Source organism: Amycolatopsis sp. NPDC049868 (genome assembly GCF_044461365.1).
In the GTDB taxonomy this organism is placed as follows: domain Bacteria; phylum Actinomycetota; class Actinomycetes; order Mycobacteriales; family Pseudonocardiaceae; genus Amycolatopsis.
Window position 1 is genome coordinate 509,325 of the sequence record NZ_JBITKV010000006.1, and the last position, 22,889, is coordinate 532,213.

Here is a 22,889-nt window from a genome sequence, read left to right on the forward strand (position 1 = left end):
GCCTCCGCGGCAGGCGGGACGATCTGTGGGCTTCGCGGATATCGGTGACGTCGTCGCTCAGAACGGTGGTTTCACCCCGCCCGCGTGTTGAGACCCGGCGGGGAACGTGAGTGGCGGAACTCGTGCCGTGAAGGCCTCCTCGATAGCCCGAATCGCCGGCTGGTCACGCGGGCAGGGTGAGCCCGGCCTGGATCGCGTAGACGATGAGCTGCGCCCGGTCGCGGGCATGGAGCTTCACCATGGCGCGGCTGATGTGGGTGCGGATCGTCTCGCTGCTGATGACGAGTTGCCGGGCGATCTCGTGGTTGGACATGCCGGTGGTGGCCCAGCAGAGGACCTCGCGTTCGCGATGCGTCAGCCGGGCGATGTCCGGGTGCGCCGTCGCCGGCTGGCCGGTGCGGCGGAGCCGGTCGATGACGCGGTGGGTGACGGCCGGGGAGAGCAGCGATTGGCCGTCGGCGACGGCCCGGATGGCGCGGAGCATGTCGGCCGGTTCGGCGTCTTTGAGCACGAATCCGCGTGCCCCGCGGCGCAGTGCCTCGAAGATGTACTCGTCGAGGTCGAAGGTCGTCAGCATCACCACCCCGACCGCGGCCAGTGCCGGGTCCGCAGTGATCTTCCGCAGCGTGACCAGGCCGCTCGTTCCCGGCATCCGGATGTCCATGAGGACGACGTCGGGAACGATGTCGCGGATCATCGCGAGACCGGCACCGCCATCGGCCGCTTCTCCGACCAGCTGGGTGTCGGGCTCGGTCTTCAGCAGTGTGCGGACCCCGATCCGGATCAGGGCCTCGTCATCGATCACCACGACTCGTGTCATGGGAATTCCCCCTCAGAGCGGTAGCCATGCCATGACCGCGAACCCTCCGCCGGGCCTCGGCCTGGCACGGAGCTCCCCGCCCGCCGCCTCCGCCTGCGCGGTGATTTCCTTGATGCCGGAGCCGATGCCCGCGCCGACCGGTGGATCGCCTGGCACCCGTCCGGTGTCGGTGACCTCCAGCAGAAGCTTCGTGTCGTGGTCGGCGCAGGCGATGCGTACTCGGGCGGACGCCGCTCCGGCGTGACGAAGCACGTTGGTCAGCGACTCGTGCACGATCTGATAAGCGATTGTGTCGACCCTCGACGGCAGTTCGGGGAGCCGAGGGTCGACCTGCACTTGGAGATCCACTCCGGCACGCCGGACCCGGTCGGCCAGGCGGTCGAGACAGGCCAGGCCGGGTGCCGGTCGCACCAGCTTGGTTTCCTTGCCACGCAACGACTCCAGCGCGGCGCGGAGGTCGGTCAGCGACTCCTTGCTGGTGGCCCGCACGGCTTCCAGTGCCGCCCTGGCGTCCCGCGCGTCGCGGTCGAGCACGTGCAACGCCATACCTGCCTGCATCGCGATGACGGCGAGCCCGTGGCCGAGGGAGTCGTGCAATTCCTCGGCCATCCGCAGCCGGTCCGCTGACCCGAACTGGTGCGCCTGATCGACACGAGCAGTCTCGCGCGCTTCGCGACGGACGCGGAGCGCCACACCAACTACAACCGCCAGTGTGATGATCGAGCCCCATCCCAGGGCCTGCCACGTCATGGCGGGCCCGACGAATTCCGGCGGCTGCTCGCGGACACGTTTGGCCCAGGACGCCGCCAAAAGCACGGCGAAGTATCCGGTGGTCGTCAGGATCGCCTGGTCCAGCGGGCTCCGCGCGGCCATCACCAGTACCACGGCCGGCGTGGTGAGCAGGATCGGACCGAATGGGTAGCCGAGCGACAGATAGCCGACGACCACGATGCCGTTCAACGTGAGACACAGCAGCGGATACCGGCGGATGATCAGTGTCAGCGAAGCGGCGACCACGAGTACATAGGCAGGCAGATCCGCCTCCAGCCATGCCTCGGGTTGGCTGCTCCCGGTCGTGGCCAGGCCTATGCCGATGAACGGCAGACTCGGCCACGCATCCAGCAGCCATCGCCGAACGCGTTCCCCTCTCCCCATGACTTTGACGGTAACCCGATGGCAACCATTGAACGTCACCTCCTCGACGTATCCCGGCGTACGTATCCCTGCGTAGACACGGCACGACGGCTCGCGGATGTGCCGGCCGAAGCAGCGCGCCATGCTCAAGCGCGCAAAGAATCACTTCTGCGTTCGACAGAAGAGAAATGAGGATTCATGGTGTCCATTTCAAGGGAAAAGCGTCGCACCGGTCAGGCGAAGACGGGCCGGCTGAACGCGGCTATCCGAAATGTCGCGAGGGGAGCCGGTGCCGCAGTCGCTTCCAGCGCGCTTCTGCTCGGCGGCGCCACCGTCGGCAACGCGGAAACGACCGGTATCGGGCCCATGGCATGCGGATTCTACGAAACGAGCAGCTGGGCGTATTACGGTCACTGCGGCAGAACAACCGTTATGATCCGCATCGAGCATCACAACCCGTTCACCCCCGACTGGTACCGGTGCGTTCGACCTGGTGAGACCAGGCTCGGCACTTCGGCGGGAATCTCGTACGCCGTCTACATCGGCGGCGTGGGCTGTCGCCCTTGACTTGAGTAGTTCCTGGGGGGCGTGGTCTGGGGGTCGCGCCCCCCTTGCCCGTCTTCGGCATGTCCGACCGGAACCCGGCGACGCGAACGGCGCTGGGCGGCGCCGTTGTCGGACGACGCCGCCCAGCCGGGTTACCCACCCAGCCCGAGGGGATCCCGGGCGCGGTGATCTTGACATCCGGCACCGACAGATTCCGGCCGGCTCGGCACGGAGCGGATCGCCGCCGAACCGGAAGCCGCATCGCCCAAACGCGGGCATGAGGGTGTTTTCCCAACCGATCGAGTAGTCCGTCATCTCTGTTCCTGACGGCCATGAAGATGGAAAGGCGTTTCATCAAAATTTAATGGACCGCCGATAACGTCGCTCGAGATCGATTGTCTCACCTTTTCGCAGGAATCATGAACTGGGCCGAATGGAGCAGTTCGGCCGAATGCGCCTATTCGATCGATCGCCTTCGCCACATGTGTCACCGCTCGATCCCGTGCGCACCCGAAATCGCCGGGACCCGCTAGCCGAATTCATGGATCCAGAGGGGGTCGAGGGCATGGCTGCCTTCGCGTGGGCTCGTCCGGTTCGTCGTCGCCACAAGGCCGTGGTGGTGGCGTTGTTCTTGGCGTTGGTGGCGATGACGCTCCCGAGCGCGGGCCCGCCGCCCTCGGTGCGGGCGGCGGGAGAGGACGGGGCGGTGACGGCTCCGGAACACCCGGAGGGAACGGCCTTCGATCCGAACCAGATCAAGGACATCAAAGCGGCCGATCCAGGGGCCGGGGTGAACCTGATCGGGCCACCGGCGGCGAACGCCATGGGCGATGCCCGGTTGTCGTATCCGCTGGAGGTGCCCAAGGGAAGAGCGGGCCTGGAGCCGAAGCTGAAGGTGGCGTACAGCTCGGGAGGTGCGAACGGCTGGCTGGGTGTCGGGTGGGATGTCGCCCTGCCGTCCATCACGGTGGACACCCGCTGGGGGGTGCCGCGATATGACGCGGGCCTGGAGACCGAAACCTACGTCCTGAACGGTGAGCAGCTCACCCCCGTCGCCCATCGAGGCGAGTTGCAGAAGCGGACGGCGGAGAAGGTGTTCCACGCCCGCGTGGAAAGCCGGTTCGACCGGATCGTGCGCCACGGGGACAACCCGGCCGGTTACTGGTGGGAGGTCACCGACAAGGCGGGCACCCGCATGCTGTTCGGCGGGGCGGCCGATACGACCTTGACCGACAAAGCGGGCCGCATCGCCACCTGGGCGGTACGCGAGGTCCGTGACGCCAACGACAACGTCATGCGTTACCGCCATGCCAGGGTGAACGACGGTGGGACCGCGGATTCGAAGGTGCCGGGCGGCAACCTGTATCCGCAGAGGATCACCTACACCGGCCATGGCGACGCCGAAGGCAAATACTCGGTGACGTTCCTGCGCGACCGCGACCGGGGTGAGCCGCGTCGCGCGGATGTGCAGATCGACGCCCGCGGTGGCTTCAAGAAGGTGACCGCCGACCTGCTGCGACGGGTCGAGGTCAAGCTGGACGACCAGCTGGTGCGCGCCTACGAGCTGAACTACCGGACCGGCGCGTTCGCCAAGACGTTGCTCGCGTCGATCTCGCAGTTCGGTGCGGACAACCGCCTTTTCACCACGCATTCCATGGACTACTTCGATGACGTCCGTGACAAAGACGGCAATTACACCGGGTTCGCCAAGGCCGAGAATTGGGCGGTCGCCGATGACGACCTCGGGGTGAACGTGCGCGAGGGCGAAGCGTCCGCGCTGTCGGCGAGTACGTCGGTGAGCGCGGGCGGGCACCTGTACACGGGCTACAACCCCGTCGCGCCGATCAAATCGGGCTCGGCCGGGGTGAAGATCGGTGCCAACGCCGGTGTTTCCGACGGGCTGCTCGCGCTGGCCGACGTCAACGGGGACAACCTGCCGGACAAGGTGTTCCGCAAGGGCGGCGAGGTCTGGTACCGGCCGAATCTGGCCGCGCCGGGCGGGCAACCGCGCTTCGGCGACACCGCGCTCAAGCTGCCGGGGCTGCCCGCGATCTCCTCGGAGTCGACGCTGTCGGGCACGATCGGTCTGGAGGCCTTCGCCGGGGTCGCGGCCCAGCTGGATCTGGTGTCCACGATCACCACGTCGGACCGCTACTTTTCCGACGTCAACGGCGACGGGATCACCGACCTGGTCAACAACGGCGGTGTGTTGTTCGGCTATCTGGACGCGAACGGTCAGCCCGCCTACAGCGAGGACAGCAGGCAGACCCCGGTCCCGGTGGGCGGGGGAACGGCGTCGGGAGAGTTCGTCGGTGACCAGCGGGCGGCGTTCGACCGGGCGGTCGGCACCTCGCCGTTGCTGGACAGCGTGCGCCGGTGGGTCGCGCCGTTCGACGGGACGGTGCGCGTCGATGGGCGAGTGCGGTTGGAAAAGGACACGTCGCCGCAGCGTGCCGCCTATCAGAAGGCCGACGGAGTGCGAGTGACGATTCAGCACAAGGGTACCGAGTTGTGGGCGCAGCGGATCGGGCCGGACGACCATATGGAGTTCGCGCCGACGGGGGTCAGCGCGATCGGTGTGCGCAAGGGGGACGCGATCTACTTCCGCACGCAGTCCATTTTGGACGGTATGTACGACACGGTGGCGTGGGACCCGACGATCACCTACGCCGGCGGCGCGAGTACCGACGTCAACGGGTTGAGCAATACCGTCTTCTCCGCGTCCAAGGACTTCACCCTGTCCGGACGGCAGTCTCAGGTCACCGCGCCGGTGACCGGGACCCTGAAGCTGACCGGTGATGTGGTCAAGGACAAGGTGACCTCAGACGACGTGACCGTGGTGATCACCCGCAACGGAAAGGACGTTCTCAACACGAAGTTGCCCGCCTCCTCGACTGGTACCACCCCGATCGACTTAAACGTTCCGGTGACGGCGAAGGACAGCTTCTCGTGGCGACTGCGGGCGGATTCCGCGATCGATCCGAACGCGCTGAAGTGGGTGCCCCAGGCGCACTACACCCAGGCCGAAGGAGTGGAGACGGTTGTCGACGAGAACGGCAAGCCGACGATCGTCATCAACCCGCCGTACGACCTCGACATGTATCCGGTGTCGAATGGCGCCACCCCGCAGAAGGCGTGGACGGCAGGCCAGACCGGGCAACTGTTCGTGCAGCCGTTCATCAACCCGATTGTGATGGACAAGGACAAACACACCTTCGTGTTCACGATCAAGAAGCGCGGTGGCCAGCTGCTGGGCAAGCAGGTCATCGAGATTCCCGGAGGACTGACTCCCAAACCGACGCCGCCGCGGATGACGGTGCAGGTCACGCAGGGCGATGAACTGTTCTTCGACTTCGCCACGGCGGAGGAGAAGGCGCCCGCGCTGATCAGCGCGTCGGCGATGGTCGGTTTCAACCCGGTCTTCCTCCCACAGGTGTCCGCCACGGTGTCCGCGTCCGCGAAGCCGGGTGCGTTCGCCCAGCCCTACCGCGGGTGGGGAGCGATCGGTTACCAGGCTCAAGGTGACCGGGCGACCAAACCGATCGTGGAAAGCGATCTGGTGCTGGACGAGAGCTTCCGCGACTCCCTGCCCAAGGCACCCGAAGAGACGGACGTACCCGCGTTCAAGGCGGATCCGAAGGTGACCATGCCCAGGCTCGCTGTGCTCGTCCCGATGCCCGCCGAGGGCAAATGGGCCGGCGCGGACGACAACACCTGGGTCGGGCCCGGCACCACCGCCAGTTCCCGGTACGGCACGGACACCATCGACGTCCTCTCCGACGCCGACGTGGCCGGGGCGAAAGGCGTGGCGCGCCGGGGGATGACCGTGCAGGTCTCCACCACACTCGGCGCCGGTCCGGTCGGCGGCAGCCTGGCGGGTGGTATCACCGCCGGCGGTGTCGACTTCCTCGACCTCAACGGCGACAGGTTCCCCGACGTCGTGGGCAGCAGCGGGATCCAGTATTCCGACATGACCGGTGGGCTCGGGGCGACCAGGGGGTCGCTGAACGGGACCGTGCGCGACTCGAACTCGGTCGCGGTGTCGGTGTCCGCGGGCGCGGGTAGCCCCGCGCGGACGATGGGTACCGCGCGCGGTACCGATGCGCCTGACGCGGACACCGCTTCGACCACGGCCAGGGCGGGGTTGGAGATGCCCGCGCTGGGAATCGGTGGCAGCCTCGGTGGTGGCGAGTCGGCGACGTTGCGGGATCTGCTCGACATCAACGGTGACGGCCTGCCCGACAAGGTCCACGCCGACGGGAAGGTCGCGCTGAACCTCGGTTACTCGTTCGCCGAGCCGGAGCCGTGGCCCGCGGGCGCGGTCAACACCGCCCAGACCGGGAACGTCGGCGTCAACCTCGGCGTGAACCTCGACAACTACGGCTTCGCGGGTGGCGTGTCGGCGACGCTGGGCGCGACGACGACCAAGGCCGGCATGGCCGACGTCAACGGGGACGGCCTGGCCGACCGCGTGTTCGCCGGCGATGCCGGGCAACCGATCTCCGTCGCGGTCAACACCGGTAGCGGTTTCGCTCCGCCCACGCCGTTCCGCGGCGGGTTCAGCGAGGTCGCGGTCGACAAGAACGCCACCCTCGCCGGCGGTGCCTACTTCACGTTCGGCTTTCCGATGCCCTTCGGCGGGTTCCTGGTGTTCAATCCCGGCGCCGACGCCTCCACCGGCATCGGCCGTAGCGAGGTCGGCCTCCGCGACGTCAACGGCGACGGGCTGGCAGACCACGTCAAATCCACCCGTGACAACGAATTGCTCGTCGCGGCCAACCAGACCGGCCGCACCAACCTGCTCCGTTCGATGACGCGGCCGATGGGCGGGCGGGTCGATCTGGACTACACCCGCACCGGCAACACGCAGGCCATGCCCGAATCCCGCTGGGTCCTGTCCCGTACCACCGTGTCCGACGGACACCCCGGCGACGGAGCCGATACCCAGCTCACCACCTATCGCTACGAGCACGGCAAGTACAACCGGCTCGAACGCGAATTCCACGGCTTCGGCAAGGTCGTCACCGAACAGCGCGACCCAGGCGCGTCCGACGCCCTCTACCGCTCGACCACCGACGAGTACCGCACCGACGGCCCGTACACGGCCGGGTTGCTCGCCCGCACCCTGACCGCCGACGGCGCCGGACGGCCGCTCACCGAAACCGTCAACACCTATCAGCTCCGCGACACCGCGCCGGCCAGCGTGTTCCCGCAACTGACCAGGGTGGACAGGCATTTCCACGAAGGCGCCGCCAAACCCGGCAAGTCCACCCACGTCGAGATGTCCTACGACGGATACGGGAATCTGATCCGGTCGCTCGACACGGCCGATGACGGTGCCGCCGATGACGTGGAAACCACTTACGGCTACAGCGCGTCCGACGCGGCTTGCCGAGAGCGCAACATCGTCGGCGTCGCCAACCTGGTCAAGCAGCGCGGCACGGCCGGCGACGCGGTGTCGCGGCACCGCGAAGCCACCGTGGATTGCGGATCCGGCGCTGTGCGGCAAATCCGCCAGTACCTCACCGACGGCGTTTCGGCCGACACCGACATGGAGTACTACCCGGACGGCAACCTGAAGTCGGTCACCAAGCCTGCCAACCGGACCGGCCAGCGCTACCGGCTGGAGTACGGCTACGACACCGTCGTCGGCGTCCACATCGAGTCCATCGTGGACAGTTTCGGGTTGCGGTCGGGCGCGACGCACGACCTCAGGTACGGGCAGCCGGTGCGCACCACCGACCAGAACGGCCAACAGGTACTGCGCGGTTACGACAGCGTCGGGCGGCTCGACACCGTCACCGGGCCGTACGAGATCGGGTCCGGCAAGGCCACGATCGACTTCGACTACCACCCCGAAGCCGCGGTCCCCTACGCCACCACCCGGCACCTGGACCGCGATGCCGCCGGTGTGCGCGAGGACACGATCGACACCGTGACCTTCGCCGACGGCCTCAAACGCGTCCTGCAGACGAAAAAGGACGCGACGGTCGCGGAGAAGCCCGGTGACGCACCGGAGCAGGTCATGACCGTGTCCGGGCGCATCAAGTTCGACTTCGCCGGGCGGGCGGTGGAGCAGTACCACCCGGTCACCGAACCCAAGTCCGACGACAACAGCACCTTCAACACCGCCTTCGACACGGTGACACCGACGCGGGTGTCGTTCGACGCGCTGGACCGGCCGGTCAAGACGGTCGAGCCGGATGAGGTCACCAGCACCACGACCTACGGATTCGGACCCGACCGGGCCGGGGCGACCCGGTTCGAGACGACCGTCACCGACGGCAACGGCAAGCAGAAGCGCACCTACCAGGACGTCCGCGAACTGACCACCGCGGTCAAGGAGTTCAATCCGGCAGGCGGGCAGCCGGTCATCTGGACCAGTTACGGCCACGATCCGTTCGGCCGGCTCACCACCGTGGTGGACGACAAGAACAACACCACCCGGTCCGAGTACGACCCCCTCGGCCGCCGGACCGTCCTGGACAGCCCGGACGCCGGTCGCACCGAGACCCGTTACGACCTGGCGGGCAACACGACGGCGAAGACCACGGCGAACCTGCGGGCGGCTGCCAAGCAGGTCGAGTACGACTACGACCACAATCGCCTCACCGCGGTCCGTTATCCGACCTTTCCGGCCAACAACGTCACCTACACCCATGGCGGACCAGGCGCCCCCGACAACGCCGCGGGCCGGGTCACCGAGATCCGCGACGCCGCGGGCACCGTCACGCGCGGCTTCGGCCCGCTCGGGGAAACCGTCCGGGAGACCCGCACCATCAAGATCGCCGGGCAGGCTGACCGCGGCTACACCACCCAGTGGCGCTTCGACGCGTTCAACCGTGTCCTGCAAATGACCTATCCGGACACCGAGGTCCTCACCTACACCTACGACAGCGGTGGTCAAGTCGTTCGGGCCACCGGCACCAAGAACGGCACCGGCTACACGTATCTCAACCGGCTCGACTACGACAAGTTCGGCCAGAAGGTCGTGCAGGAGGCCGGTAACGGGGTGCGTACCACCTACACCTACGACCAGGCCGACCGCAGGCTCGCCAGTCTGAAGTCGAAAGCGCCGGGCGGCACCGAGTTCCAGAATCTCGGCTACTCCTACGACAAGGTCGGGAACATCACGAAGCTGACCAACGAGGTGCCGGGGAACGGAACGATCGGCGGGCCCAGCAGCCAGACCTACGGCTACGACGACCTGTACCGGCTCACCAGCGCCAATGGCCAGTACACCACCAAGAACGACCAACAGGACAAGTACTCCCTGGCGCTGGGATATGACTCCGTCCACAACACCACCACCAAGACCCAGCACCACGAGATCACCGGTATCACCGCTCCGGCAGAGGCGGACACGGCGTCGCTGGTCCGAGGCGGTGGGGGAAGCCCGGCGTCGTCGGGCCCGATGTGGTCCGGTCCGATCGAGCCGGTCGAGGATCCGGCCAACCCGGCCGAGGTCCAGGACAAGACCAGCTACGACTACCAGTACGACTACGGCAGCGGGAAACCGCACGCGCCGAGCAAGGTCGGCCCGATCACCCAGGCCTACGACGCGAACGGCAACCTCACCGACACGGTGAACACCGCGGCCGGCGGCAAACGACGCCAGTACGTGTGGGACGAGGAAAACCGGCTCGCCTGCAACTCCGACGACGCCACCGCGACGGTTCCCCAGACTCCGGCGGGCTGCACCGGCGCGGCCGTCACCTACACCTACGACGCGGCCGGTGAACGCGTCATCAAGAACGGTGACGGTCGATCCCTCTATCCCAACCGCGGCTACAGCGAACGGGACGGGACAGGCTACAAGCACATCTTCATCGGCGAGACCCGTCTGACCACCAAGACCGTCGCCGCGGAGGGCGTCGAGAACACCCAGTCCTTCTTCCACGCCGACCACCTCGGCTCGTCCGGCTACGTCACCGACAACCGGGGCACGGTCACCGAACATCTCGAGTACATGCCGTTCGGGGAAACCTGGGTGGAGGAACAAGCCGGGCGCGGTGGTACTCCGTACAAGTACACCGGCAAGGAACTGGACGACGAGACCGGCCTTTACTATCACGGCGCCCGCTACTACAACCCCAGAACCCAACTCTGGGCAGGCGCCGATCCCGCCCTCGCCGAATTCATGTCCGGATCCAAGGCCGCGGGGGGCATCACCGATTCACGTAACCTCGCCGTCTACACCTATGCCCACAACAACCCGGTGATCTTGACCGACCCCGACGGCAGGCAGCCCCGACCGGCCATGCCGGAGCCGCCGTCACCGCCGACGACGAGAAATCATCAGAAAGCCAACGAGGACGGATCGGGACCGAAGAACTACAACGAGTGGAAGCCCAGCCTGCTGGAGAAATACGCGCTGCAGACACTCAGGGCGGAAGCGGTGCTAGGAGCCGGGGCGGTCGGTCAAACGATGTTGGTGATCGCGGCGGACATGTTGATTCACTTCCTCGACAATTCCGGGAGTGATTACACCGTGAATGTCGACAAGATGCTGAAGCAGATCGACGGATTTCAGGACAAGGTCGAGGGCGTAGCGCTCAGGGCGGCGATGGAGGTGTGGAGTGGTTTCCCGTCCGGCCACCGCGAGTCTTTCGCCTTCGAAACCGGCTACTCGAACAATTATCGATCGAACTACAAGACCAACCCGGACTGGTATGCTGCGCTCGGCACGTTCGACTTCCAGATCAGTGGTGTCGTCACGCCGACCAGTGACGGCGGCTACGACATCACCTATCAGGTGAGCATCTACGACTACTACAACTGGGAATCGACCGACCCGCGCCTGTACAGGCAGCCGTCCGATCTGAACGATCTGCATCGCGCCGGGTGGGCGCAGAATTTCGATGTCATCGGACGGTCCAGCCCGCGAACCTTCCATGTCCCGCCCCCGTGATTCCACGTAGGTGAGGTGGCGTGACCGAGCCTGTGCCGTGAAGGCCTCCTTGAGGGACTCTGGGTCCCTCAAGGAGGCCTTCGTTTACTTACCGGTGTACGGACTTTTGCGGCCGTCCGTCCGCGCTACCCTTTGTGAACCGGATAAAGGGACCAAGTGAGGAGATCGAATGGCTCTGTCGGACGCGGTCGTGGAAACACGGCTGCCTGCGAAGGATCTTGATCGCGCGAGGGCCTGGTATGCGGAGAAACTCGGTTTGGAACCCGTTGACGAACGCCCCGGCGGTCTGCGTTATCGCTGCGGACCGACGGTGTTCTGCCTGTTCGCTTCCAGGGGCGCCTCCGAGGGTTCTTTCACTCAGCTGGCGTTCGAGGTCGACGATATCGAGGCCGAGGTCGCCGAGTTGCGGGCGCGAGGTGTCGAATTCGAGGAGTACGATCTTCCGGGCTTCCGCACGGTGAACGGGATCGTCGACCTCGATGACAACTATCCGAGCCGCGGGGCGGGGGAACGGGGAGCGTTCTTTCGCGACAGCGAGGGCAACATGATTTCGCTCGGCCAGCCCGTCGGGGTCCCGGCGCCGGCCTCGGCGGTACCGGCGCTGCGGGGCACCAGTGTCCTGCTCGGTAGTGCCGATCCCTTGTCGCTGCGTGGTTTCTACGAGCGTGTATTCGAGCGTGAACCGGTCGAGGGCTGGCTCCAGCTGGGCAGTATCGGTCTGCTCGTCGACGGCCGGGACGACGTGGCGACCCGGACCGTGGAGCCCGGCCGCGTCCTGCTCACCTTCGACACCGACGACGCGAAGGCGTTGGCGGATCGGCTTCGGGCGGCAAGTGCGCCGGTGGTCAGTGAGCTGGAGGAACGGAAGGACGGCCTGTTCTGCACGTTCGAAGATCCGGATGGGAACTACATTCAGATCATCCAGCTGAACGAGAGCTATTTCGCGCGGATCGGCTCCGCGGAAATCTGACCGCTTTCGAGAGCTGTTCTTCCGGCTGCCGACGCCGGCATGGCCATTCCGCTATGCCGGCGTCGGCGAATGCGGCCATTTGCCCTTCCAGGTTGCCGACAGCGTGATCGGGAGGGGAAGCGCGAAGCCCAAGGCAACAACGAAGGTGTCGCCGTCCGAGACGGGCTGATGTGCTGTTTACCGCGTTGATCGGCGGCACTCTCGGCGGAAGGAACTTCATGCCAGGCGACGAGGTGAGCGAAGACGAGCAGACGATGGTCCTGGAGGCGTTCGCCGACACGATCCTGCCCGGAGCGAAGCGGTCACCCGGTGACCGGGCGATCGCCGGAGTGTCGGCGACACCGGGTGCGGTGGCCGCGGGAGCGCTGACGTTGCTGCGCACACCCGCCACCGGGGTGACCGGGGGACTGGAGTTCCTCGTACCGGCGCTCAACCGCCATGCCGAGGAACACGCGGCCGCTAACGGCTGGGCGCTTGACGAGACCGTCCCGCCGTTTGTCGCGCTCGACTTCGAGCAGCGTTGCTCACTGGTGCTGGACCTGACGGCCCCCGGCAACCCGGAAAGGGACGGCTGGGTGGCACTCGCATTGTTCTGCAACATGGCCTACGACAGCGCCGCGCATCTGCCGACGGCCGAAGCGGTGGCGTCGGGACATCCCGGTCTGCGGGCGATGGGGTGGGCCGCACCCGACGTGGACGGGCTCTGGCGGTTCCCCGACTACTCGTACCGGCGCGCGGTCGCCGACCTCCATCCTGGCACCGATCGAGCCGGGAACCCGGCATGAGCGTCGAGGAAGAGACCGATGTGGTGGTCGTGGGAAGCGGGTTCGGCGGAGCGATCCCCGCATACCACCTCGCCGCCGGCGGGGCCAGGGTCGTGGTACTCGAACGTGGTCCCTGGCTGGACAGCGACGATTTCGAGCACGACTTCCTGCTCGGCTCGTCCTACACCCGGATCTTCGACTTCGTCGTGGGCGACGGGATGAGCGTGCTCGGTGGTAACTGTGTCGGCGGCGGCAGCGTCGTGTATTTCGCGGCGATGCCGCGCGCGCCGCGGTTCGTCTTCGAGCGGCAAGGCTCGCTCGCACGCAGGCTGTGGCCGTCGGACGTCACCCGGGACTCCCTGGAACCGTGGTACGACCGTGTCGCCGAGGCGCTGCCGGTCACCACACAGACGTGGAACGACGTTTCCTACGCGGGTGGTCTGTGGGGCGCCGCCTGCCGGCACGCCGGACGCACGGCGAACCCCACGCCGGTCGCCATCGACACCGGCACCTGCACCAACTGCAACTGGATGATGGCGGGCTGCCGGTTCGACGCGAAGCGGAGCCTGCTGACCAACTACCTGCCCGCCGCGATCGCGCACGGAGCCGAGATCCGTCCCCTGCACGAGGTCCAGAAGCTGGCCCGCGACGGCGACCGCTTCCGGGTGCACTACGACCTCGTCGACGGCGAGGACTACCGGGTGCATCCGGAGCGCGGGGTCATCACGGCCAAACTTGTGGTGCTGGCCGCGGGGGCGGGCGCGACACCTGTGATCCTTCAGCGTTCCGAGGCGGCGCTCGGCGGTCTGCCGTCCGCGGTGGGCCGGTACTTCTCCGGCAACGGCGAGCGGTTGAACACCGCGGTCATCGACGAGGATCGGGTTCGGGAGGTTCTCGGGCTGAGCCGGGACGCGGAGACCGCGTACCGGGCCAACCAGATCGGCAAGGGGCCGACAGTCGCCGCATGGGACCGGCTGGACGCGGAACGACCGGAGTTCACCCGCTACTCGTTGGAGCAGCTGTACTTCCCGCCCGGGCTCGGCACCATCCTCGCCCAGGTTCCCGGTGCGCGGTCGCCGACCTGGTTCGGCCTGCACAAGAAGGAGATGCTCGAACGCTGGCAATCCTGGCTCACGATCTTCCTGATGACCGAGGACGACAACGAGGGCGTTTTCGGTGCACCTCCCGAAACCGGTAACGCGTACCGGATCTCCCAGCAGATGCTCGGACGCGGAAGCCTGCGCTACGAGCCGACGGCGAACACCAGACGTGGCTGGGACCTCGCCGACGCCGACGTCAAGGACATCCTGGAACGGGACGGTCTGGCGAAGGTGGCGCCTTGGACCAACGACGTCGTCGGCGCCTACACCGTCCATCCGTTGGCTTCCTGCCGCCTGGGTGACGACCCGGAGACGTCGGCCCTGACCTCGGGGCACGAGCTCAGGGGGCAACCGGGCATCTTCGTCACCGACGGTTCGGCGGTTCCCACCGCGCTGACGGTCAACCCGGCGATGACCATCGCCGCGCTGGCCGAGCGGGCCGTGCCCGGGCTGGTCGACGCCGCACGGGCGCGGGGTATCCCCGTCACCTACGGCGCGCCGCTGCCCGGCTGACCACATGATCGAAGAAAGGGGGGTCCGATGCGTCATGCCCTTGGCGGGTTCATCAGTCGTCGGGCACTGGGCGGGATCCGGCACGTCCGTGTCGTCGGAGAGGACTCGGCGATCGGCTTGACGGCACGGGTGTACGCGCAGGCGCGGCAGGACTTCGGCCTGGTGGCACCGCCGCTCGCGCTGCATTCGGGCCTGCCGAAGCTGCTGGCGGCGTGCTGGATGATGCTGCGGGAAACGCTGGTGGTGCCCGGCGAGTCCGGTCGTGCGGTCAAGGAGGCTGTCGCAGCGGCGGTTTCTGCGGCGAACGACTGCCCGTACTGCGTCGAGGTGCACGATTCCGTCCTGAATGGACTGAAGGATGCCTCGCCGAGTGTCGCCGCGGCCACTGCCTGGGGACGTACCTGCCTCGATGCCTCGACCGTCGCACCGCCGCCGGTGCCCGCCCGGCAGACCGGGGAAGTCGTCGGGGTCGCGGTGACGTTCGGCTACCTCAATCGGATGGCGAACATCTTCCTCCCTTCTTCGCCGATACCCGCGCAAACCCCTGGTGCGGCGGGGAAATACGTGCGCGGGGCGCTGGGCTGGATGCTCCGCGGCGCTGTCGGCGACGTGACGGCGGGCCTGTCCCTCGACTTGCTTCCCCCCGCCCGCCCGCCGGCGGACGTCTTGTCCTGGGCCGGCGGCGCGCGCGAGGTGTCCGACGCGTTCGCACGGGCCTCGGCGGAGATCGCGCGGGCGGCTGATCCGGCAGTGCCGCCCGCGGTACGCGCCGCGGTACGGGAAGTACTCGACGGCTGGACAGGCGGGCCACCGGGTCCGGGTCGCGGCTGGATGGACCCCGTCGTCGCCGAGCTGCCACCGGCCGATCGCGCCGCCGGAAAGCTGGCCCTGCTCACGGCACTCGCGTCGTACCGGATCGACGACGACGTGGTCGAGGAGTACCGGCGGGACGCTCCCGGGGACGAGGCCTTGCTGAGCCTCACCTCCTGGGTCGCACTGACGGCGGCCCGACGCACCGGGGAATGGATGACCGCCACGAGGCCGGAGGGATCGCAGGAATGACCGAGATACCGAAGAACGCCAGCCCGACCATCAAAGGACTTATCGCGGACGCCGCCGAGTTCGACGAGCTCGTCGCCGGGCTGCCTGAACAGAGTTGGCTGCTACCGACACCGGCGCCCGGCTGGACGATCCGGGACCAGGTCGCGCATGTGTCGTTCGTCTTCCGGCTCGCCGGACTCGCCGCCGCGGACGCCGCGGCGTTCCAGGCGGCGACCGCGAAGCTCGACGGGGGCTTCTCCGCGGCGGTGAACGCCGCCCTCGCCGACTACACCGGACACACCGTCGACGAGTTGTCCGCCCGGTGGCGGTCCGAACGGGACACCGCGATCCGCGCACTGGCGGCGGTTCCGCATGGCCGGACCGTGCCATGGCTGGTCGACCCGCTGCCGCCCGACGTACTCGCCTGCGCGGGGATGATGGAGCTTTTCGGCCACGGGCAGGACATCGCCGACACCCTCGGCATCCGGCGGCGGCGGACCGACCGAATCCGGTACCTGGCCGGATTCGGCGTGCGTACCTGGCAGTTCGGCTACCAGGCACGCGGGCTGACACCGCCAAAGTCCGGATTCCGCTTCGAACTGATCGCCCCGTCCGGCGCGGTATGGGAGTTCGGTCCCGACGAGTCCGACCAGCGGATCACCGGCCCCGCGGAGGACTTCTGCCTCTTGGTCACGAGGCGCCGTCACCGGGACGACCTGGGACTGGTCGCCTCCGGCGCCGACGCGGACCACTGGCTCGACATCGCACAGGCCTACCGCGGACCCGCCGGAACAGGACGCGAGCCCGGTCAGTTCAGCGGCCGGCCGAGTTGAGCCGGGACCACCAGAGGAGTACGGACAGGATGAGTGGGGAAAGAATCTCGGTAGTGGGCATCGGCCTGACCTATCCCGACGCCGGTTCGCCCGCCGAGTTCTGGGAGAACGTCCTCGGCGGCAGGCGGGCGTTCCGCGAGATCCCACCGGAACGGCTCGACCCGAACGACTACTGGGCCGCCGATCCCGCCGCGACGGACCGCCACTACGCCCGTCGAGCGGCCGTGTTGCGCGACTTCGAGTTCGACCGCGTGCGATACCGGGTCGCCGGCAGCACCTTCCGCTCGACCGATCTGACCCACTGGCTCGCACTCGACGTGGCGGCACGGGCGCTGGAGGACGCAGGCTTCCCCGACGGGGCAGGCCTGCCCAGGTCCACGACCGGCGTGATCCTGGGCAACAGCCTCACCGGGGAGTTCTCCCGTGCGAACGTGCTTCGGCTGCGATGGCCCTACGTACGCCGCACGGTGGCCGCGGCGCTGTCGGCCGACGGCTGGGACGGCGGTGCCGTCGCCAAGTTCCTGCACAAGCTGGAAGCCGGCTACAAGGCGCCGTTCCCGGAGATCGACGAGGACTCCCTCGCGGGAGGACTGGCCAACACCATCGCCGGACGGATCTGCAACCACTTCGACCTGGCAGGCGGCGGCTTCGTCGTCGACGGGGCGTGCTCGTCGTCCTTGCTGTCCGTCGTGACCGCCGCGAACGCGTTGGCCGCCGGAGACCTCGACGTCGCGCTCGTCGGTGGCGTCGACCTGTCCATCGACCCGTTCGAGGTGATCGGCTTCGCCAAGACCGGCGCGTTGGCCACCGGCGAGATGGTCGTCTACGACCGGGGCTCGAACGGGTTCTGGCCCGGCGAGGGCTGCGGGATCGTCGTGCTGATGCGTGAACGCGAAGCGGTCGCGGAGGGACGGCGGATCTACGCCTCGCTCACCGGGTGGGGTGTCTCCTCGGACGGTAAAGGCGGGCTCACCCGGCCCGAAGCGGCCGGTCATCGGCTCGCGCTTTCCCGGGCCTACGAACGTGCCGGCTACGGAACCGAGACGGTGTCCCTCTTCGAAGGGCACGGCACCGGTACCGCCGTCGGTGACGCGACGGAGATCGAAGTCCTCTCCGGCGCCCACCGCGCGGCCGGTCCGGCCACCAGGCCGGCGGCACTCGGCACGATCAAGGGCAACATCGGGCATACGAAGGCCGCGGCCGGCGTCGCCGGGTTGATCAAGGCCTCGCTGTCCATCCACCACCAGGTGATCCCTCCCGCGACCGGGCATCGCGATCCGCATCCGCTGCTGCTGGAGGCCGAAGCCGGCGTGTACGTACCGGTCGAAGCCCGGCCTTGGCCGGAGGACTTCCCGATGCGCGCAGGCGTGTCGGCGATGGGGTTCGGAGGCATCAACTCGCACGTCACGCTCGAACAGGGGCCCGGCGTGCACCGGCGCGGTGAGGTCGACGAACGCACCCGTGCCATGGTGGACGGCAGGCAGGACGCCGAGCTGCTGCTGTTCGACGCCGACGACCAAGCCGAGCTGCGCGCCCGCGTGGACCGGCTGGCCGTCCAGGCCACGCGATGGGCGGAGGGCGAACTCGCCGACGTCGCGGGCACCCTTGCCGCCGATTTGTCCGGACGTCGCCTGCGGGCCGCCGTCGTCGCGAGCGGACCACAGGACGCCGCGCGAGCGCTGGCCCGGCTGCGTGACCGGCTCGACGATCGGCGCAGGGTGATCGAGGACGACGTCTTCCTCGACGACGGAACGCGCGCGCCGCGCATCGCGTATCTGTTCCCCGGCCAGGGGTCCGGGAAGGGCGGCAAGGGCGCCATCGCCCGCCGGTTCGCGTCGGCCCGGCGAATCATGGCGGACGCGTCGCTGCCCGAGAACGGCGACCAAGTGGCCACCGAGGTGGCGCAACCCCGCATCGTCGCCGGTTCGCTGGCGACGATGGAGGTGCTGCGCGAGCTCGGAATCGAGGCCGAGGTCGCCGTGGGGCACAGTCTCGGTGAATTGACCGCGTTGTCTTGGGGTGGCTCGGTAGGGGCGCGGACGGTCCTCGACCTCGCCACCCTGCGGGGCAGGGTGATGGCCGACGCGAGCGAAGGTGACGGAGCGATGGCCGGTCTGGCGACCACACCCGACCGCGCCGAACGGCTCATGGCCGGATCGGGCACGGTCATCGCCGGTTACAACGGACCTGAGCAGACGGTCGTTTCCGGTCCCTCGGCGGGGGTGGCGCTGGTCTGCGCCCGGGCCCGCGCCGCGGGGGTGACGGCGATCGCCATCAGGGTCTCGCACGCGTTCCACTCGCCCGCTGTCGAGCCGGCGGCCCGAGCACTGGCCCGTCAGCTCGCCGACGTGCGGTTCGGGGAACTCGGAAGGCCGGTCGTCTCCACCGTCACCGGCGAGCTCCTGTCCGCCGACACCGACTTGCGGGTGCTGCTGCGGGACCAGGTGGTGCTGCCCGTGCGGTTCGACGAGGCCGCGCGCAAGGCCGTCGACGGTTGCGATCTCGTGGTCGAGGTCGGTCCAGGGAAGGTCCTCACCGGACTCGTGGGACAGATCGCGCCGGAGACACCGGTGCTGCCGACGGATTCGGACGGCCGGTCGCTCGCGCCACTGCTGCGGGTCATCGGTGCGGCATATGTGCTCGGCGCACCGGTCGACGTACCCGCCCTGTTCACGGGCCGCGTGGTTCGGCCGTTCCCGCTCGACCGGGACCCGGTGTTCCTGGCGAGCCCGTGCGAGCAGGCGCCGTCGATCGACATCGAGCCGGCGGTGCCGGACCTCCCGCCCTCATCGGCGGTGCCGTCCGACGGCGAATCCAACCAGGGCGGCACGCTGGACATGCTGCGGAAGCTCGCCGCCGAACGCGTCGAGCTTCCGCTGGAGATCGTGACCGCCGAAACACATCCGCTGGACGACCTCCATCTGAGTTCCATCACCGTTGGGCAGCTCGTCAACGACGTCACGCGGTCGCTGGGCCGCCCGCCGCTGGACGGTGTTCCCGGTGTCGCCACCGCCAGGCTGGGCGAGCTCGCGGAGCTGATCGACGACCTCGCGGCGACCGACGCCGGGGGGAATGGTCGGCAGGCGGACGAGGTGGCCGGCGTCGGCCCGTGGGTACGGGCGTTCGAGGTGCGTCACGTCGATGCTCCTCGTCCCGACGCCGTCAGGCATGGTCGCGGGCCTGGCGACTGGACGGTTTTCGCCTCCTCGGACAACCCACTCGCGGAGCCCCTGCGCGCGGCCCTGGTCGCCGCGCAGCTCGGTGACGGCGTCCTGCTGTGCCTTCCCGCCGGCGGCGAGGTGCAGGCCGACCTGTACCTCGCCGCCGCGAAGGCGGTGCTCGCCGCCGAGACGACCCGGTTCGTCGTCGTGCAGCATCGCCGGGGTGCGGCGGGGCTGGCGAAGTGCCTTCACTTGGAACAACCTGCCAGCCCGACCACGATCGTCGAACTTCCCGATGTCACACCGCCAGGAAGCGAGACAGTGGCCACGGTGGTGGCCGAAGTGGCTTCCACCACCGGGTTCACCGAAGTGCGGTACGACATCGACGGCACCCGCACGGTTCCGGTGCTGTCCGGCATCGCCGACGCCGGTTCGGCGAGCCCGCCTCTGGGACCGGGCGACGTCCTGCTCGTGACCGGGGGCGGAAAGGGCATCACCGCGGAATGCGCGTTGGCCATGGCGAAAGATCACGACGTGGCCTTGGCGATCGTGGGGCGTGGTGACCCCGCGACCGACCCCGAGCTGTCCGGGAACCTGCGGCGGATAGCCACCGCCGGCGTCCGGTGCCGCTACGAACGCGCGGACGTCACCTCGCCGGAGCAGGTCCACCAGGCGATCCAGCGGCTGACCACCGAACTGGGCGAGATCACGGGACTGCTGCACGGCGCCGGGCGCAACGAACCGGTGATGCTGACCGGGCTCACCGCGGAACGGTTCCGCGCGACCATGGGGCCGAAGGTCGACGGGCTGCGTGCGGTACTCGGCGCACTCGATCCCGGCAAGCTGAAGCTGCTGGTTACGTTCGGCAGCGTCATCGGCAGAGCCGGTCTGCGCGGCGAGGCGCATTACGCGACGGCGAACGACTGGCTGACCGGGCTGGCGTTGGACTTCGGCCACGAACATCCTCAGGTCAGGGTCCTCGCGCTGGAGTGGTCGGTGTGGTCAGGCGGGGGAATGGGGGAGAAGCTCGGCGTCATCGAGGCGCTCAAACGCGACGGTATCGCGCCGATCTCCGTCGACGACGGCGTCGAGGCGTTCCGGCGGCTGCTGGTCGATCCGGTCCCGCGGTCCGCGCTGGTTGTCACCGGCCGCGCGGGTGGGCTGCCGACGCTCGGCTTCGAACAGGCCGAACCGCCGTTGCGGCGGTTCACCGATCGAGTACTCGTGCACTACCCGGCGGTCGAACTGGTCACCGAGGCGACGCTCGGACCGGACAGTGATCCCTATCTCGACGACCACCTGCTCGACGGGAACAGGTTGTTCCCCGCGGTGCTCGGGATGGAGGCGATGACTCAGGTCGCCGCCGCGTTGACCGGGTCGGCCGGGCCGCCTTGCCTGGAGGACGTGGAGTTCGCTCGTCCCATCGTGGTCGGCACCAGCGGCACGACCACCGTCCGCATCGCCGCGCTCGCCCGCGACTCGTCCACTGTGGACGTCTCAATCCGGTCGGAGGACACAGGCTTCAAGACGGACCACTTCCGGGCCCGGCTGCGCTTTCCCCGGCCGGACCTGCCGCGAGTACGGGGCGAAGAGACCGGTCTGCCACCTGTCCCGGTGGACCCCGCCGATCTCTACGGCGGGGTCTTGTTCCAGGGCGAGCGGTTCCGGCGGCTGACGCGATATCGCAAGGTGGCGGCACGGCACGCGGTGGCGGAGGTCGCCGCCGGGCAGGTGTCGACCTGGTTCGCCTCGTTCCTGCCGCAGGAACTGGCACTGGCCGATCCCGGTACCCGCGACGTGATGATGCACGCGATCCAGTGCTGCGTACCCGACGCGACCCTGTTGCCACAGGGAATCGACCGGCTTTGGCTGTCCACACGCGAAGCACAGGAGTCCGGGCACGTGGTGCTGGACGCGCGGGAACGGTCACAAGACGGGGACACCTACGTCTACGACCTCGACGTGTACGGCGAAACCGGCGTACTCGTCGAGCGCTGGGCCGGGTTACGGCTGCGTGCCGTCCGGAAGGGAGACGGCGCGCGCCCGTGGGTGCCGTCACTGCTCGGGCCGTATCTGGAACGCGGCGTCGAGCGGCTGCTCGGCCCTGGCCGGGTGATCGTCGTCGAACCGGACGACGGCTCCGGCGACGCTTCCGTCACCGCCCGCCGCGCGCGGACGACCCTCGCGGCGAGCCGGGCGCTGGGCTACGAGGTGGAGGTCACCCATCGACCGGACGGCAAGCCCGAGGCCCCCGGGACCGGACTGTCGGCTTCCCACGGGGCGGGACTGACCCTGGTGGTCACCGGGCCTCCGCTCCTCGGCTGCGACGTCCAGCAGGTGACCGAACGGCCTGAACAGGAGTGGGCGAACTTACTCGGCGACGGGCTTCTGGAACTCGGACGCCGGCTCGCGAGCGAAGGTGACGAGTCCGCCGGGGTGGCGGGTACTCGACTGTGGAGCGCCCTGGAATGCCTGCGCAAGGCGGGTATGACGACCTCGGAACTCGTTGTCGACGGGGTTCACGCCGACGGCTGGACGACGTTGTCCGCGGGCGATGCCCGCATCGCGACCTGGGTCACCGAAGTGGCAGGCGCCCGGGAACGGGTCGTGTTCGCGGTACTGGCGGGGAGGTGAGGTGGAAGTGACGGATTACTACGAGATCCGGCACACGGTCGGTTTCGAGGAGACGAACCTGGTCGGCAACGTCTACTACGTGAACTACCTGCGTTGGCAGGGGCGATGTCGGGAGATGTTCCTCAAGGAGCGCGCGCCTTCCGTCCTCGGAGAACTGCGGGCGGACCTCAAGCTGTTCACCCTCAAGGTCGAATGCGAGTTCCTCGCGGAGATCACCGCCTTCGACGAGCTGTCCGTGCGGATGCGGCTCGAAGAGCTGACCCGGACCCAGATCGAGTTCAGCTTCGATTACGTCGTGCTGCGGCCGAACGGAGAACTTCTTGTCGCCCGCGGCCACCAGCGGATCGCTTGTATGCGGGGCCCCAACACCGCGACCGTGCCCGCCCAGGTGCCCGACGCGCTGCGTCGGGCACTGGCGCCGTATTCCGCGAGGCGTGGGTGACGGACGAGGTGCCGCCCCGC

At 68.3% G+C, this 22,889-nt stretch carries 11 protein-coding genes; 9 read left to right on the plus strand and 2 right to left on the minus strand.

All coding sequences use genetic code 11. The features are described 5' to 3' along the window. Positions 1 to 163: 163 nt before the first annotated feature. Together ACIBTM_RS26715 and ACIBTM_RS26720 are read right to left on the minus strand one after the other, a co-directional pair. Positions 164 to 820, minus strand: a complete 657-nt coding sequence (locus ACIBTM_RS26715; RefSeq protein WP_395879871.1) for a response regulator — start codon at positions 818 to 820, stop codon at positions 164 to 166. A gap of 12 nt (positions 821 to 832) precedes the next feature. Beyond that, complete coding sequence (locus ACIBTM_RS26720) at positions 833 to 1,975, minus strand: sensor histidine kinase (protein WP_395879872.1); 1,143 nt, start codon at positions 1,973 to 1,975, stop codon at positions 833 to 835. A 345-nt stretch (positions 1,976 to 2,320) separates the two neighbouring features. On the opposite strand from ACIBTM_RS26720, the gene ACIBTM_RS26725 reads away from it, so the two are divergent. The 9 genes from ACIBTM_RS26725 (at position 2,321) to ACIBTM_RS26765 (ending at position 22,869) form a co-directional block, all read left to right on the plus strand. Continuing rightward, positions 2,321 to 2,521 carry a DUF6355 family natural product biosynthesis protein gene (locus tag ACIBTM_RS26725; protein ID WP_395879944.1) on the plus strand — a complete coding sequence of 67 codons (201 nt, stop codon included), beginning with the start codon at positions 2,321 to 2,323 and terminating at the stop codon, positions 2,519 to 2,521. Between the two features lie 544 nt (positions 2,522 to 3,065). Continuing rightward, entirely contained in the window at positions 3,066 to 11,411 is an 8,346-nt protein-coding gene (locus ACIBTM_RS26730) for a SpvB/TcaC N-terminal domain-containing protein (RefSeq protein WP_395879873.1), read from the plus strand. 169 nt (positions 11,412 to 11,580) lie between these two features. Further along, positions 11,581 to 12,381 carry a VOC family protein gene (locus tag ACIBTM_RS26735; protein WP_395879874.1) on the plus strand — a complete coding sequence of 267 codons (801 nt, stop codon included), beginning with the start codon at positions 11,581 to 11,583 and terminating at the stop codon, positions 12,379 to 12,381. Positions 12,382 to 12,599: 218 nt separating this feature from the next. Next, on the plus strand, positions 12,600 to 13,166 hold the full coding sequence (locus ACIBTM_RS26740; protein WP_395879875.1) for a DUF5987 family protein: 567 nt from the start codon (positions 12,600 to 12,602) through the stop codon (positions 13,164 to 13,166). Further along, entirely contained in the window at positions 13,163 to 14,758 is a 1,596-nt protein-coding gene (locus ACIBTM_RS26745) for a GMC family oxidoreductase N-terminal domain-containing protein (protein ID WP_395879876.1), read from the plus strand. The genes ACIBTM_RS26740 and ACIBTM_RS26745 overlap by 4 nt, the downstream gene beginning before the upstream one ends. A gap of 27 nt (positions 14,759 to 14,785) precedes the next feature. Beyond that, on the plus strand, positions 14,786 to 15,820 hold the full coding sequence (locus ACIBTM_RS26750; protein ID WP_395879877.1) for a carboxymuconolactone decarboxylase family protein: 1,035 nt from the start codon (positions 14,786 to 14,788) through the stop codon (positions 15,818 to 15,820). Beyond that, positions 15,817 to 16,632 (plus strand): TIGR03084 family metal-binding protein, encoded by an 816-nt coding sequence (locus ACIBTM_RS26755; protein WP_395879878.1) that lies wholly within the window; start codon positions 15,817 to 15,819, stop codon positions 16,630 to 16,632. Before ACIBTM_RS26750 ends, ACIBTM_RS26755 begins: the two co-directional genes overlap by 4 nt. 29 nt (positions 16,633 to 16,661) lie before the next feature. Beyond that, positions 16,662 to 22,427: an SDR family NAD(P)-dependent oxidoreductase gene (locus ACIBTM_RS26760; protein ID WP_395879879.1), complete on the plus strand. Its 5,766-nt coding sequence runs from the start codon at positions 16,662 to 16,664 to the stop codon at positions 22,425 to 22,427. Between the two features lie 7 nt (positions 22,428 to 22,434). Next, entirely contained in the window at positions 22,435 to 22,869 is a 435-nt protein-coding gene (locus ACIBTM_RS26765) for an acyl-CoA thioesterase (protein ID WP_395879945.1), read from the plus strand. Positions 22,870 to 22,889: the final 20 nt, after the last annotated feature.

Excerpts from the sequence above, each read along its gene's own strand:
- ACIBTM_RS26715 (WP_395879871.1), bottom strand. The coding sequence starts at position 820 with ATGACACGAGTCGTGGTGATCGATGACGAGGCCCTGATCCGGATCGGG.
- ACIBTM_RS26720 (WP_395879872.1), bottom strand. The coding sequence starts at position 1,975 with ATGGGGAGAGGGGAACGCGTTCGGCGATGGCTGCTGGATGCGTGGCCG.
- ACIBTM_RS26725 (WP_395879944.1), top strand. The coding sequence starts at position 2,321 with ATGGCATGCGGATTCTACGAAACGAGCAGCTGGGCGTATTACGGTCAC.
- ACIBTM_RS26730 (WP_395879873.1), top strand. The coding sequence starts at position 3,066 with ATGGCTGCCTTCGCGTGGGCTCGTCCGGTTCGTCGTCGCCACAAGGCC.
- ACIBTM_RS26735 (WP_395879874.1), top strand. The coding sequence starts at position 11,581 with ATGGCTCTGTCGGACGCGGTCGTGGAAACACGGCTGCCTGCGAAGGAT.
- ACIBTM_RS26740 (WP_395879875.1), top strand. The coding sequence starts at position 12,600 with ATGCCAGGCGACGAGGTGAGCGAAGACGAGCAGACGATGGTCCTGGAG.
- ACIBTM_RS26745 (WP_395879876.1), top strand. The coding sequence starts at position 13,163 with ATGAGCGTCGAGGAAGAGACCGATGTGGTGGTCGTGGGAAGCGGGTTC.
- ACIBTM_RS26750 (WP_395879877.1), top strand. The coding sequence starts at position 14,786 with ATGCGTCATGCCCTTGGCGGGTTCATCAGTCGTCGGGCACTGGGCGGG.
- ACIBTM_RS26755 (WP_395879878.1), top strand. The coding sequence starts at position 15,817 with ATGACCGAGATACCGAAGAACGCCAGCCCGACCATCAAAGGACTTATC.
- ACIBTM_RS26760 (WP_395879879.1), top strand. The coding sequence starts at position 16,662 with ATGAGTGGGGAAAGAATCTCGGTAGTGGGCATCGGCCTGACCTATCCC.